Raw genomic sequence first — 15030 nt, 5'->3', positions numbered from 1 at the left:
GAATTGTCGCAAAGCGAGAATGAGTTATTCAGTATAGTTAATAATATAATGGATACGATGCTGATGACATCATAATTAAGTTTCTATAAAAAAGCTTTTTGATAAAATCGGAGTGACAGAATCAAAAAAAGGAGAACGCTTTATTCTCCTTTTGTATCTTATTAATGTGGACCGTTACCGTTTTTATCTTTTTCCAAATCGGTATTCCAAATTTTGATTTTATCTGTTTTTTTCAAGCCAGATTTTACTTGAACATTCACTCCGTCTGTAATTCCAAGAGTGATGTATTTCTTTTCGTATTTTGCATCTTGTCCTTTACCAGAAGTAAGAATCTCAACATATGGTTTTTGGTTTTCGTCGTAACGAACATGCGCTGATTTTACCAACAATACATTTTTTGCTTCCTGCGTTACAACCTCAGCATTTGCAGAATATCCCGCACGAATAAAGTTATCTGAATCTAATTGAACTGGTGCTTTAATCTCGAACTGAACTACTCCATTCGTTGCAACTCCTTGAGGCGAAATAAAATCAAGAATCGCTGTAAAAGTTTTGTTCGGAATTGCACCAATCGATACATTAATTTTCATTCCTTCTTTTAATTTACCAACCTCAGCTTCGTCAACTTTTCCTTGGAAAATCATTTTCTTAACATCAGCCATCGTAGCAATCGTCGTACCTGTAGAGAAATTATTAATCTCTTGCACCATATTCCCAACCTCAACAGGAATATCTAAAATCATTCCCGAAGTAGTTGCTGTAATACGTGTTGTTGCATAAGCTTCCAAACCAGGAGCAATACCTGTTTGCGCAACCTTGTAATCGTTTTCGGCAGCTTTTAATTGTTGTTGAGCTGACTTATATGTTGCATTTGCATTGTCATAATCTGCACGAGGCAAAACACCTTGATTATATAAAGTTGATGTTCGATTGAAATTACGACGTTCTTGATCGACCGTAATTTGAGCCGCTTGAATAGACTGACGAGCTGCATTTAACGACTGAACATTTGGAACAACTTTCAGTTCACAAATCAATTGACCACGCTCTACATATTGTCCTTCAGCAACATTAATCGATTTTATAACACCCGAAATATTTGGCTTAATTTCAATTGTTTCCAACGGTTTTACTTCACCAGTTGCAACAGCTTTCACCTCTATATTTCCCATAAAAGGCGTTGTCGTTTCATAAACTTCATTGTCTTGGCTATTCTTTTTACCGAAATACGCAATCACACCGATTACAGCACCGATAAAAACGACAATCATCAAAATCTTTAGAAATTTTTTCATTCTTCTATATCTGTTAAGTTTTAGTTATTCATCTCTCAAAGCATCAATAGGTTTGATTTGAATTGCACGTTGAGCAGGAATCAATCCCGCTAAAGTTGCCATAATCACCATCACTGCTAAAGCTGTAAAAAGTGTAAACAAATCGATTGACGCATTATATAAAGGTATGTTTTTATTTGATGGAATGATAATTTCGTTGAGAACCATTAGTAAAAGTGCTGCAAAAATAATTCCGCCTAAACCTGCAATTAATGTTAAAACTACTGATTCTAACAAAATTTGTCCTCGAATTTGAGCAGGAATTGCACCTAATGCTCTTCGAATTCCAAATTCTTTTGTACGTTCTGAAACTGTAATCAATAATATACTTGCAATCGCAATAACCCCAGAAAATAATGTCATCCCTCCTACAACAATCGCTAGGAACTGCATTCCTTTTACGAATTTCATAATCTTTCCAAGCATTTCACCTAAGTTAAAACCTCCAATTCCCTGGTCGTCATCTGGCGAAATATTTTTAATTTGTTTCAGATATGTTTTTAATTCTTTTTCGAATGCAACAATATCATAATTATTAGGCAGGCTCAAACTCAAATATTGAATCGTTTCCCCTTGATTATATATCTTTTGAAATGTTGTAAACGGAATAAACACTTGATCTTTACTCTCTACAGGCGAAGAAGGTGTGTCGTAAACGCCGACAATTGTATAATAACTATCGCTAATTCTGATTTCTTTCCCTAAAGGTTTTGGTTTATCACCAAAAAATTGTTCGGCAACTTCAATTCCAATTACACAAACTTTCGATTCAGTTTTGATATCATCTTCATTGATAAACCGACCTTGAATAATATCTTTCCCAAACATTCGGTTTTGGTCTGGGTAATCTCCATTAACCGTGTAAAAATTATATTTTGTTCCGTAAGTTAATATTGAATTTGGTTTCGAGTTTCGAGGAGCTAACAACGAAATTTGAGGAAAACGAGCCTGAATTTGACGAACATCACTCATTTTCAATTCAATTGTGCGACCTTTTTGAAATCCTTGATATGGCATCGATGTCGTTCCTCCCCAAACAAATAATGAATTGGTTGCAGCATTTGCCAAATTACGGTCAAAACCATTTTGCAAACCACGTGTTACGCCTAACAATAAGACAAATAAAAACATTCCCCATGCGACACCAATCATCGTCAAAATAGTGCGCAATTTATTTTTGCGAATCGCCGCGTAGACTTCGCTCCAAGCATCTGGATCAAAAACAAATTTTATAAAGTTCATTATTCGTCTCTTAAAGCATCAATAGGTTTAATACGTGCTGCATTCAAAGCTGGAATTAATCCAGAAACTGTTCCTGCAACAAATAAAATAATACAAGCCATTACCAACGAATTAGTTTCTACACCTGGATTATAAATAAAATATTCTTCTAAGCTATCTCCAATATTTTCTACAACAAGTGCCGCTAAAGCAATTCCTATTGCTCCGAAAATAATTGTAATCATAATTGCTTCTTGTAAAATCAGTCCCAAAACATTGGCTGGTGTTGCGCCTAAAGCTTTTCGAATACCAATTTCTTTGGTACGCTCTTTTACACTAAACACCATAATATTTCCGATACTTACGATTCCTGCAATCAAACTTCCTCCACCAATTACAAATACAATAATTGTCAGAATCAAGAAAAATTGATTGGTATCTTCCATTGCATCAGCCGCATTTCGCACCCAAATTCCACCATAATCAGAAGGTGCAACATTATGTCGACCTTTTATATTATATTCAATTGCATTTGCAAGTTTAGAAATGTCAGCCAAAGCCATTCCATCTTTTGGTGTTACAATAATCGATGATACTTTATCTGTAGCATAAATCGTTCTAAACGTTGTAAAAGGTGCATACAAAGCACGCTCGGCATTATCACCACCATCTTTACTTTCGAAAACACCAACCACTTGATACATACTTGAACCTAATTGCAAATACTTACCAATCGCAATCTGATTTGGAAAAAAATCTTGCGCAACCAATCGTCCAATAACAATTGATTTGGACTGATTCTCCATATCTTTTTTATTGATAAATCGACCAAGCGTTACATTTTCATTAATCATTGATTCATATTCTGGATAAACTCCAGTAATTGAATAACTTCCTGAATTAGCTTCATTTCTAATCGTATCACTTTTCGAAATTGTACTTACAATCGATTTTATTTCATCTGGAAAAGAATGTTTAATAAAATCAAAATCTTTTACATCCAATTCAATTGTACGTCCTTGTTTGAAACCATTGTAAGGTTCTGTTGTTGTACCTCCGTTAACGGTAATATTTAATGAATTTGCTTTGAAAAATTCTTGTTGAAACCCGTTCTGCAAACCATTTCCCAATCCATACAATGTAATAAACACAAAAAGCGCCAAAGCGATTGTCAAACCCGACAATGCTGTACGCAATTTATTACTTGCAATGGACGACCATATTTCGCTCCAACGGTCTGTATCAAACATATTTTATATTTAAGATTCTTTGATTTATGATTTACGAAGTTTGAGATTCGAAAATCATTAAACTCTTACTTGTTCTACTTTTTCGTCACTTACAATTACACCATCTTTAAGACGAACAATACGTTTACACATATTTGCAATATCATCTTCATGCGTCACCATTACAATTGTTTTACCTTCGTCATTAATTTCTTGAATCAGGTGCATTACTTCTTGCGAAGTCTTTGTATCCAGCGCTCCTGTAGGCTCATCCGCCAATAACAATTTTGGTTTTGCAGCCAATGCACGCGCAATTGCAACACGTTGTTTTTGTCCACCCGAAAGTTCATTTGGCATATGAGTAGCCCAAGGCTCCAACCCCACTCTTTCCAGATAACTAAGCGCTATTTTATTTCGATCCGATCGTTTTACTTTTTGATAATACAACGGTAACGCTACATTTTCTAATACATTTTTGAAACTAATTAAATTATAAGATTGAAAAATAAATCCTAAAAATTTGTTTCGATAATTAGCCGCTTTAGTTTCGTTTAACTTCTCAATTCTAACACCGTCCAATTCATAAATACCTGTATCATGCTCGTCCAACATTCCAATGATATTCAATAAAGTTGATTTCCCCGAACCCGAAGATCCCATAATCGCAACAAATTCGCCTTCCGTAATCTCAAGGTTAATTCCTTTGAGTACGTGAAGTTTGTTTTTTCCCATTATGTAGGATTTATTTAAATCTCGAATAGATATCATAGATTGTTGTAAATTTCAATAAAGATAACAGATAAGTCGAAATTATAAGAAAAATGTTACAAGCAAGTTTAAGATTTATCTTATAAATAGCGCTAAAATATTTTTCAAAATTAATTTTCAATAATTTTTGAAAGTATAGAAATTTATATATATTTGTGTAAATAATAATTGCAATGAAATTAGAAGAATCAAAAGAAAAATTTGTTCAAACTTGGGGAACTTTCGCTGTTAACTGGGGAATAAATCGTACTATGGCACAAGTTCATGCATTATTATTAACTTATAGTGAACCGATTTCAACTGATCAAATTATGGAAGAATTACAGATTTCGAGAGGAAATGCAAATATGAACTTGAGAGCGTTGATGGATTGGGGAATTATACGAAAAGAGCTAATAAAAGGAGAACGTAAAGAATATTTTGTTGCCGATAAAGATGTTTGGTATTTATTCAAACAAATTACAAAGGAACGCAGAAAGCGTGAAATAGAGCCAGTAATTGATTTTTTAGATACATTAAAAAATATTGATGATCAATCTGATGACGCAAAAGAATTTGCTAAATTATTACAAGATTTATCTTCTGTTTCAACAAAAATCAATAATATAATGGACCTTGCCATCAAATCTGATGAGCATTGGTTGGTAGGAAAAATCACGAATTTGATGAAATAATCAATTCGTATTTTTTTGAATCACAAATTTCAAAAATTATTGAAAATTCAATATGTATAATATTATTTCGTATATCATTTATCTGATTATTACTTTCTACATCACCATTTTTATTGGTTGGAAAGTGTATAAAATTGGTTTTGTGTACTTGACAAACTTAATCGATAATCATTCTGTTTGTCAATCGATTAATAATCTTTTATTGATTGGATACTATTTGGTCAATTTAGGTTTTTCGGCAATAAGTTTACAAAACTGGGAACAAGTTGACTCCATTACCATCATGTTTTCTTCATTGTCCTACAAAATTGGATTTATATTATTAATCCTCGGAATATTACATTTTATTAATTTATCAATTATTTATATTGCAAGAAAAAGCAAAAAAATAAACACTTAAACACAGCAAATTATGACAAATTACAATCTAATTGCATATTTGGTTTACTTACCAGTGGCAATATTAATGACAATCGCAGTTTCTAACGTTTTATTCAAAAATGGAAAAATATTTATGTACGATATTTTTCATCAAAAAGAAGATATTGCAAGCGCAACAAATTCATTGTTCAAAATTGGTTTTTATCTTTTGAATATCGGTTTCGCCATGCTAATTGTTTACATGACTTCTATCGTTACAACCGAAGATTTAATTGTAAAATTAAGTACAAAAATTGGTGGTTTCGCCATTTATTTAGGAATAATGTTGATGCTAAACCTTTTCTTATTTATGAAAGGCAGACGACGATCTTTACAACAACAATATTTAAGAAGTTTAGAATCTTAACAAGAAAACCTCCCAAAAGTTAACTTTTGGGAGGTTTTTATTTTAAACTGGATCAACATCAACATCAATTCGTACCGAACGAAAAGCTGCAATTGTATGCAATTGATCTATTTTTGCTTGAATTAAATCTTTTACTTTTTGAGGTGATTGATTTGGTCGAATTTTAATCATCACATCTGTAATATACAAATTATTGATTCTTCCAATCGAAGGCGTTTCTGGACCAAGTAAACATTTTGCATCAAAACTTGGTTTAAGCAAAACGACTAATTGAGCCGCCGTTTTATCCAAACGCTCTTTATTTTTATGCTTGAAACGCAACTTGATTAACCGTGAATAAGGAGGATACAAGAATTCTTTTCGCTCATACAAAATATCTTTCATCGTTGGTGCATAACTGTAGGTTGTGACATTTTGCAAAATCTGATGTTCTGGCTGAAAAGATTGAATCAATACTTTTCCTTGTTCTTGACGACGACCTGCACGACCAGAAACTTGCGTTAACAATTGAAACGCTTTTTCGTGCGCTCTAAAATCAGGAAAATTTAACAAAGAATCTGCTCGAATAACACCAACAAAATTAACATTTCCAAAATCAAAACCTTTTGTAATCATTTGCGTTCCAATTAAAATATCAATTTCTTTGTTCTCAAAATCTTCGATCAATTTTTCGTACGCAAATTTCCCTCGCATCGAATCGACATCCATTCTTCGAACTTTTGCTTCAGGAAAAATTGTTTGAACTTGCTGTTCTATCTGCTCCGTTCCCAAACCTTTTGTATTCAATTCGTGCGAACCACAACTCGGGCAACGCAAAGGTTTTGCTTGTGCATAACCACAATAATGACATTTTAGTTGATTAGAGAATTTATGATATGTTAAACTGACATCGCAATTTGGACATTCGGGCGTATGACCGCACGTATTACATTCCATAATTGGCGCATATCCACGACGATTCTGAAATAAAATGACTTGCTTTTTTTGATGCAATTGATTGAAAATTTCATCACGAAGTGTATGCGAAATATCTTCTGTAATTTCTTTTTCCTTTTGCGCTTTTTTGAGGTCAATCAAATTAATTTCGGGTAATTTTATACTCCCAAAACGTTCAGTTAATTCGACATAACCATATTTTTTATTTTTCGCATTATAATAACTTTCAGCCGAAGGTGTCGCTGAACCTAACAAAACCTTCGCATTCATCATTCCTCCAAGCAACATCGCCATATCGCGCGCATGAAAAAATGGTTTTACATCCATTTGTTTATAAGAAGATTCGTGCTCTTCATCCACGATAATCATTCCCAAATTATCAAAAGGCAAATACAACGCTGTTCGTGGACCAATGATAATATCAAAATCGCCATTCAAGGTTTTCTGCCACAATTCTACACGTTCATTTTGATTGAATTTCGAATGATAAACTCCTACTCTTTCTCCAAAATGTTTTTTGATTCGATGAACAATTTGCGTTGTCACAGAAATTTCTGGTAATAAGTACAACACTTTATTTCCTTTCGCAATTACTTGCTCCATCAATTTTAGATAAATTTCTGTCTTTCCGCTTGACGTTACGCCATGTAACAAAACAGTCGATTTATCTTTAAAATCTTCTTTAATTAGATTCAAAGCTTCAGTTTGTTTCAAGGTCAATTCAGCAATTTCAGCAACTTCTTTCTCATCTTCATCTACACGAGAAGTTTGATGTTGATAAATTTCAACTGCTCCTTTTTCTGCTAAAGATTTAAGTACAGCATTTGTCGCACCTTGTTTTATAAAATCTGCAACTTTTAGCGGTTTTTCTTGTGATTGCGTTTCTAACGTAATCAATTGCAACAAGGTTTCGCGCTGTTTTGGTGCTTTATTTAATTGATTTAAAATCTCGATAAAGGCAGTTTCATTTCCTTTTAAATCTGGATGTAATCGGACATAATTATCAATTTTTGGCGTATATTTTTCGTTCAGTTTTTCATCTAACCGAATAATTCCTTTATCAATTAATAATTTAAGTGTTGGAATTGCTGATTTCTCGTCTACAATTAAAGCTGCTTCTTCAACTGAAATGATTTCACGCAATTTCAACGCTTCAAAAACTAAGAATTCATAATCATTTAGCTCTTCAATTGTTTCATAATTTGGATTAATTAATCGAACAAAAGTTTGAGATTCTAATTTTAATGCAGAAGGAAAAGCATTTCGAAAAACATCGCCCAGTGAACACATATAATAATTCGCCATCCATTCCCAAAAATTAATTTGCGTTTGCGTCACCAAAGGTTCATCATCCAAAAAAGCATGAATCGCCTTTGTTTTGTATAATTCTGGCGCATTTTGATGAATAGAATGTACAATTCCTGTATATAATTTTTGCGTTCCGAAAGGCACGGAAACACGCTGACCAACTTTAATTTGCTGTAAATCAATTTCAGAAAGATGGTATGTAAATGTTCCATTTAATGAAAGTGGTAAAATAATTTCGGCAAAATAATTCGTTGTCATTTTATATGATTAAAAACGCAAGTTAAACATTTTTTTGTGTTAAGAATGAAGATTACAATTGCTTAAAATTTCACAAATTATTAATATTTCATTTTCAGATAGTTTGAAGAATTAATACTAATTTTAAGAGAATTCAAAAACTATCATTATGTTACATGCCATTTTAGATCAGATTTCGGAATCGGAAAAACCAATTATAAAAATCATTTTCAGAAATGATGATACGCGTGTTGTTGCTTTTGGACTAAAAAAAAGTTTGAAATTAATCGATCATCAATTACCTGTAAATGCAAAAATTTTAATGCTGAAAGGTGAAATAGAAATTGATTCAAAAATTGAGATTGTCAATTTAAAAGAATTTGACGAATATATTCTTCCTCCAAAAGTTATTCATCAAGTGACTTCCTTACAAGATTCGATGATGTTGGTTATTCTAAATTTTAATAAAAAAAGTTTTTAAAATATAGTTAAACTCTATTTATTTACACTATAAAAAACTTTATATTTATGATTATTAATTTATCAAAATATGAAACTACTTTTCTCATTAACTACTCTCCTTACCTTAGCCCTATCTTCTTGCAGTACAAGTATTAAACACGATCGATTATTTACTGGAACGATTGTGAGAGATTGTACAGGAACTTACATTCGTGTTGATGACAAAGAGGATTATTTGGTTTGTAACAATGAAATATTTTCAGACAAAAAAGAAGGTGAAACCGTGAGTGTTATTTATGATTTTGAAAAAACATGCAAAGAGTTAGAAAATAAAGCAACTTGTATGATGTATCATGAACATAAAGGCAAGATTAGAATCAAGAAAAATAATAATTAATCAAAAAATCCACTCAAATTGAGTGGATTTTTGCTTTATATAAAATACGATTATTTCGATTTTTTACGACGCTCTAATTCTTTTTCAATCAGCATCAATTCGCGTCCTGTTTGTCCTGCAACAGAAGTGTTTTCTTGTGCTCGACGAACCAAGTAAGGCATTACTTCTTTGATTGGCCCGTAAGGTAAATATTTTGCAATATTGTATCCTAAATGCGCCAAGTTGAATGAAATATTATCACTCATTCCAAATAATTGTCCAAACCAGAAATTTGGATTATTTTTCTCAATTCCGTTTTCGTTCATCAATTTGATTAACAATTCGCAACTTTCTTCGTTGTGCGAACCTGCGAATAAACCAAAACGCTCGTGATGAGAAGCAATAAATTCTAACGCTAGATTATAATCTCTATCCGAAGCTTCTTTGTTTGGTTGAATTGGAGATGGATAACCTTCGGCTTGCGCACGTGCACGCTCTTTCTCCATATATGCTCCACGCACAATTTTGAATCCTAAGAAATATCCTTCGCGCTCTGCTTTTGCATGCATTTCTTTCAAATAAGCCAAACGATCATGACGATACATTTGCAACGTATTCCAAACTAATGCACGTTTTGTGTTATATTTCACCATCATTTCGTCAGTCAAATCATCTGCAGAACCTTGCATCCAAGTTTCTTCTGCATCTACCATGATATTAACATCCAAATCATATCCTTTTTGACATACTGCCTCGAAACGTTGACGAATATTAGCCCAAGATTTTTCTTCTTCTGCAGTTAACGTTTGTTTCTTCCCTACTTTTTCAAATAATTCGATTCGACCAAATGCAGTTGGTTTAAATACTACAAATGGAATTGATTGATTAGATTTTGCTAAATCAACCAAGTGTAACATAACGTCACGAACTTCGTCAAATTGTTTTTCTTCTGTTAATCCTTCGATAGAATAATCTAAAATAGAACTTACGTGATATTTAAATAATTCATTTGCGACAACCACACCTTGTTCTGCCGTTTCTCCTCCTACAAATTGTTTGTAGATTGTTTCACGAATTACAGGTTTTACGAATGGGATATCTACCGCAAATGGTAAATTAAAAAACTTAGTTCCAAAACTTGTCAATGCGGGGCTTCCGATTAACTTGTATAAGTAATACGCTTTCTTTAAATCTTTATCTGATTTCGATTCGAAAGCAAACTGTGTATTGTCGAATAAAGACATGTGAGTTAACTATTTTTTGTGTTAATATAACGTTACAAATTTATAATTAAAACCTGATTAAACTAAAAAAAACCTACAAGAAATTCTTGTAGGTTTTTGATATATTTTAAAGATTGCAAATAGTTGCCTATTCTTATCCTTTTTTAGCGTATTTGCTTCTGAATTTGTCGATACGTCCTGCAGTATCAACCAATTTAGTTTTACCTGTGTAAAATGGGTGAGATGTAGAAGAAATCTCCATTTTGATTAATGGGTACTCTACTCCGTCAACAACTAATGTATCTTTAGTATCAGCACAAGATTTTGTGATGAACACATCTTCGTTAGACATATCTTTGAATGCTACCAAACGGTAATTTGTTGGGTGGATATCTTTTTTCATTTTTTTAATCTTCTTTGTTAACTTTATTGGAGTGCAAAGATAATATTATTTACAGAATGTTACAATCAATTTTATTGAAAAAACATTTAAAACAATACATTAAGCAAATTTAATTTCGAGTGTAATGGGCTTCTTAAAATTAAACCTGCACTTCTTGTACACATTTTTCGTGGTGCAAATATAAACATTTTAGTAATTCGTACAAATATTTTTGGTGAATCTATTCATAAAAATCTATTTTTTATCTTTGTCCATCTACAATAAAACCTATTATTTGCTGTTTAAACTTATATAATGAATCATAATTTTATGAACGTAAAAACATTAATCGCCGGACTTGGTATTGCTTCTTTGATTGGTTTTCAATCTTGTCGCGATGATTTTGACTATGATCCAATTAGTTCTGAATTGCGCTTTAGCAAAGATACCGTTTCCGTAGATACCGTATATAATTTCTCTAAATCTGAAACCTATCTGCTTAAAATTTATAATCCTGAGAATGATGATCGCGTGATTCCAAAAATATATTTGACACGTGGAAATAATTCATTTTTCAATATAAATGTAGACGGAAAAGCAGGAACAAGTTTCGAAAATGTGCCGATTCGCAAAAAGGATAGTTTATTTATTTTTGTTGAAGTAAATGCTCAAGAAGCGCCTCTTAATCCGCTTTACGATGACGAAATTAACTTTAAAACAACCAATTCTTCTAAAAAAATCAAGTTACTTTCTTGGATAGAAAAAGCTAAAATTCATACAAAAGATGCTACAATTTCTTCTGCAAATTGGAATATGGACGAAGCCCAAGTAATTGACGGAAATTTAACTATTACAAGTGATTTAACAATTGATAAAGGTGCAAAAGTTTATTTCAAAAAAGGAGCAAGTTTAACAGTTGGAAACAATGCAAAACTTACTGTAAATGGAGCTTTGAATGAAGAAGTGAAATTTCGTTCAGCTCGTCATGATAATAAATACGATTCGATTCCTGATCAATGGAACAAAATCGAACTAGCTCCAAATAGTACATCAAAAATCAATTATGCAAAAATTATTGGTGCAGATACTGGTTTACACGTAAATAATTCGAAATTAGATATTAGTAATGCTAAAATTGTTAATAATCAATCGTATGGAATTTTAGCAACAAACGCTACAATTACAGGTTACAACTTGGTGATGAATAATAGTAATTTGGCAACTTTAGCAATAGAATATGGTGGTTCGTACGAATTTTATCATTCTACTTTTGCCAATTATTACAATTTTGCGACAAGTGCTGGTCCAGCTTATTCGCTTTTCTTGAGTAACGAAAACAATGATAAAAATGTTTCGGCTTTGACAAAAGCAACGTTCGGAAATTGTATTATATATAATGAACGCACGCCAAATGCTATTTTATTGGATAAAAAAGATGGTGCGGCTTTCAATTATTTATTTGACACCAATGTTATTCACAATGCGGATACTTCAGTATTAAATGTGACAACTGCGCCAAATTTCTTGGCAAGTATTACGTTAGATCCGATGTTTGAGAATACAAATTATTTCGCAAATAAATTAGCTGTGAAAAATGAATCACCTGCTAAAGGGAAAGGAAAAATATCTTTTGCGCAACAATATCCGTTAGATTATAACGGACAACCTCGAGGAACAACTCCTACAATTGGAGCATTTCAATAAAATAAATAAGGTCGAGTAAAACTCGACCTTATTTATTTATTATTTAACTGAACAGATACTTTTCCTTTAAAATCATCTCCTTTAAAATTGATTCTATAACTTTTATAAGATTCTAAATGAATAGATTCTTTTTTATTCATTTTTCCTTTCGAAGCACTACCTATTTGAGTTAATTCTTTTCCTGTATAATCTACAATCGAAAAATCCATTAAACCATTTTTTTGTTTCACTTCATAATCTAATTCAAGTTCTATATCTTGATTTGTTTTCAAGAAATAATAAACTTCTCCTTGCATTTGTGTAAAGTCCAAAACGATTTGATTATTATTTCGTCTAATCACTTTTGTTGCTGAATATGTTGTTCCTTCTGTTTTATAAATTCCATCAATACTCAAATATCTTGACGCATTCGTTGACACATTCGAAACAGTTGAAATTGTCACGCAAGATTGCACCAACATCACTGCAAAACACAATAAAATAAATTTTCTCATAACATCATATCTTTACTATTAAGATGCATGTTTTATAAAAAAGTTACAACAAAGATTTAAATTCTATTCGTTATTTCTCGTACCAAAACACCAACAACTCCTAAAATAACCACCTCATCATTTTCGTGTATTTGAACACAATCTTTGTAATTTAGATTTATCGCAATCAGTTTATTGTTTATTTTATCAAAGCGTTTCAACGTATAATCTTCATTATTAACAGAAACAATAATATCATCGTGATGCAACGGAATAAGATCTGTCCGAATCACCAAAATATCATTTTTTTGATAAACAGGATACATCGAATCTCCACCAACGACAATCAAAAAAGTAGATTCGGGATGCGTTAAATAACGTTCGTCCAAACTTATTCTATCGTCCACAAAATCTTCTGCAGGTGAAGGAAATCCAGCATTTACATGACCAAAATTCGGAATATATTTTTTCTCACCATCTGTATTTATAACAAAAAGGTTGAGTTCTTTGTCTAACATTTTTATCTCTCCATTCATTTTTTCTATCGTTTAATACACCACCAACAAATCTTTCCACTTGGTTGTATAACAAGGTGATAAATTATTTTGACGCATTTTCCACGTTTTATTCAAATCTTGCGAAGCTAATTTTATTTTTGCCGCACCAAATTTTTTGTTCAACAAATCGATGACTTTCATCAAATCTGGGTGATTTGGATTTTCTTCTTCAAAAAGCGATAATTGTTTTTGATCTGACGAAACAATTCCAGACACCACTACTCCAGCCTTTTTGTACTCATAACCATCTTTATAAATTTGCTCAAACGCTTTAATTGCAAATTTGGACAACGTTATACTTGAATTCGATTCGTAAGGTAAATGGACCGAAATTGTACGGTAATATTGTGGTTTATTTCTATCAAAATTATTGGTCTGAATAAAAACTGTAACCAAATTGCAAGAAGAATTCTGTTTCCGAAGTTTCTCTGCACACGAAACCGCAAAAGTAGCAACACGCTCTTTTACATATTCAAAATCGTTGGTATATTCTTCAAAACTACGCGTCGTTGCAATACTTTTCTTTGCCGAAATCGTTTCTAAATCTAACACCGCTTCACCTAACAAATCTTTTTTCAAACGCAAACCTACTATCGAAAATTCTTTCCGAAGAAAATCATCTTTTAATTGTACAAAATCCAACGCTTTATTGACACCAATCATTCTCAAACGTCGTGACATTCGTCGTCCAATTCCCCAAACATCTTCGATATTTAGCCATTTTAACGCTTTATGGATTTGTTCTTGAGTCTGAATAATATAAACCCCTTGATGAACTTCTGGAAATTTTTTCGCAATATGATTCGCTAATTTCGCCAAGGATTTTGTTGGAGCAATTCCTACACAAACTGGCAATTTTGTAAATTGATATATTTTAGATTTGATTTCTAATCCGTAATTTTTCAAATCAAAACGATCAAATCCATTCAATTTTAAGAAACATTCGTCTATCGAATAAATTTCCTGATCAGGCGAATACAACGATAAAATCGATATTACACGATTGCTCATATCCGCATATAATTGATAATTTGACGAAAAAACTTTGATTTTTTTCTGTTCAAAAATACGTTGAAATTGATGCGCAGGCGCACCCATTGGAATTCCAGCTAACTTTGCTTCGGCAGAACGCGAAATTACACAACCATCATTATTAGACAATACTACAATTGGCTGATGAAGAAGCTTCGGTTGAAAAACACGATGGCAACTGGCGTAAAAATTATTACAATCTATCAATGCGAACATAATACAAAGTTGAGAAGTTAAAACGCCACATTGTGTCATCGAAAATGTTAAATTATTCAAAAATAAAAAACCACTCAAATGAGTGGTTTGTATCCTTATTTAATTTTATAT

At 32.1% G+C, this 15030-nt stretch carries 16 protein-coding genes; 6 read left to right on the top strand and 10 right to left on the bottom strand.

The genetic code is table 11. From position 1 onward, the window contains the following. Window positions 1–161 precede the first annotated feature (161 nt). From N5D03_RS13570 to N5D03_RS13555, 4 genes are read right to left on the bottom strand one after another with little or no spacing between them, the layout of a single operon-like run. Window positions 162–1295, bottom strand: a complete 1134-nt coding sequence (locus N5D03_RS13570; protein WP_115001196.1) for an efflux RND transporter periplasmic adaptor subunit — start codon at window positions 1293–1295, stop codon at window positions 162–164. 24 nt (window positions 1296–1319) lie between these two features. Continuing rightward, a complete protein-coding gene (locus N5D03_RS13565; protein ID WP_038335695.1) occupies window positions 1320–2576 on the bottom strand; it encodes an ABC transporter permease in 1257 nt (418 codons plus the stop codon). Next, complete coding sequence (locus N5D03_RS13560; protein WP_038335694.1) at window positions 2576–3805, bottom strand: ABC transporter permease; 1230 nt, start codon at window positions 3803–3805, stop codon at window positions 2576–2578. Before N5D03_RS13560 ends, N5D03_RS13565 begins: the two co-directional genes overlap by 1 nt. A 57-nt stretch (window positions 3806–3862) precedes the next feature. Continuing rightward, entirely contained in the window at window positions 3863–4552 is a 690-nt protein-coding gene (locus N5D03_RS13555) for an ABC transporter ATP-binding protein (RefSeq protein ID WP_038335693.1), read from the bottom strand. A gap of 173 nt (window positions 4553–4725) precedes the next feature. Here N5D03_RS13555 and N5D03_RS13550 point away from each other — a divergent pair, with 173 nt between their 5' ends. Genes N5D03_RS13550 through N5D03_RS13540 form a run of 3 tightly spaced genes read left to right on the top strand, consistent with a single transcriptional unit; the run spans window position 4726 to window position 6013 of the window. Then, window positions 4726–5226 (top strand): transcriptional regulator, encoded by a 501-nt coding sequence (locus N5D03_RS13550; RefSeq protein ID WP_125349104.1) that lies wholly within the window; start codon window positions 4726–4728, stop codon window positions 5224–5226. A 52-nt stretch (window positions 5227–5278) separates the two neighbouring features. Beyond that, window positions 5279–5626, top strand: a complete 348-nt coding sequence (locus N5D03_RS13545; RefSeq protein WP_115001203.1) for a hypothetical protein — start codon at window positions 5279–5281, stop codon at window positions 5624–5626. Between the two features lie 12 nt (window positions 5627–5638). Then, entirely contained in the window at window positions 5639–6013 is a 375-nt protein-coding gene (locus N5D03_RS13540; RefSeq protein WP_280051962.1) for a hypothetical protein, read from the top strand. Window positions 6014–6055: 42 nt separating this feature from the next. On the opposite strand, the gene priA is transcribed toward N5D03_RS13540, so the two are convergent. After that, on the bottom strand, window positions 6056–8515 hold the full coding sequence (gene priA / locus N5D03_RS13535) for a primosomal protein N' (RefSeq protein WP_115001207.1): 2460 nt from the start codon (window positions 8513–8515) through the stop codon (window positions 6056–6058). A gap of 148 nt (window positions 8516–8663) precedes the next feature. Between priA and N5D03_RS13530 the strand changes: the two genes are divergently transcribed. Both N5D03_RS13530 and N5D03_RS13525 read left to right on the top strand, forming a co-directional pair. Beyond that, on the top strand, window positions 8664–8975 hold the full coding sequence (locus N5D03_RS13530; RefSeq protein ID WP_115001209.1) for a hypothetical protein: 312 nt from the start codon (window positions 8664–8666) through the stop codon (window positions 8973–8975). Between the two features lie 69 nt (window positions 8976–9044). Then, window positions 9045–9353, top strand: coding sequence for a hypothetical protein (locus tag N5D03_RS13525; protein WP_115001211.1), 309 nt, complete (start codon window positions 9045–9047; stop codon window positions 9351–9353). Between the two features lie 50 nt (window positions 9354–9403). Here the strand turns inward: N5D03_RS13525 and N5D03_RS13520 are convergent, their stop codons facing one another. Together N5D03_RS13520 and N5D03_RS13515 are read right to left on the bottom strand one after the other, a co-directional pair. Beyond that, complete coding sequence (locus N5D03_RS13520; RefSeq protein WP_115001213.1) at window positions 9404–10576, bottom strand: proline dehydrogenase family protein; 1173 nt, start codon at window positions 10574–10576, stop codon at window positions 9404–9406. A gap of 133 nt (window positions 10577–10709) precedes the next feature. Then, window positions 10710–10958, bottom strand: coding sequence for a type B 50S ribosomal protein L31 (locus tag N5D03_RS13515; RefSeq protein WP_038335685.1), 249 nt, complete (start codon window positions 10956–10958; stop codon window positions 10710–10712). Window positions 10959–11252: 294 nt separating this feature from the next. On the opposite strand from N5D03_RS13515, the gene N5D03_RS13510 reads away from it, so the two are divergent. Next, on the top strand, window positions 11253–12641 hold the full coding sequence (locus tag N5D03_RS13510) for a hypothetical protein (protein ID WP_257468169.1): 1389 nt from the start codon (window positions 11253–11255) through the stop codon (window positions 12639–12641). A 32-nt stretch (window positions 12642–12673) separates the two neighbouring features. Here N5D03_RS13510 and N5D03_RS13505 read toward each other — a convergent pair whose 3' ends face one another. From N5D03_RS13505 to N5D03_RS13495, 3 genes are read right to left on the bottom strand one after another with little or no spacing between them, the layout of a single operon-like run. Beyond that, window positions 12674–13135 (bottom strand): hypothetical protein, encoded by a 462-nt coding sequence (locus tag N5D03_RS13505; RefSeq protein ID WP_147280014.1) that lies wholly within the window; start codon window positions 13133–13135, stop codon window positions 12674–12676. Window positions 13136–13191: 56 nt separating this feature from the next. Next, complete coding sequence (locus N5D03_RS13500) at window positions 13192–13650, bottom strand: S24 family peptidase (protein ID WP_115001214.1); 459 nt, start codon at window positions 13648–13650, stop codon at window positions 13192–13194. A 12-nt stretch (window positions 13651–13662) separates the two neighbouring features. Beyond that, window positions 13663–14997, bottom strand: a complete 1335-nt coding sequence (locus N5D03_RS13495; RefSeq protein ID WP_347880925.1) for a Y-family DNA polymerase — start codon at window positions 14995–14997, stop codon at window positions 13663–13665. Between the last annotated feature and the right edge of the window lie 33 nt (window positions 14998–15030).

Origin of the sequence: Empedobacter sp. GD03861 (assembly GCF_029840885.1) — a bacterium.
GTDB classification, from domain to species: Bacteria; Bacteroidota; Bacteroidia; order Flavobacteriales; family Weeksellaceae; genus Empedobacter; species Empedobacter falsenii_B.
This window is presented reverse-complemented; position numbering and strand designations above follow the sequence as displayed.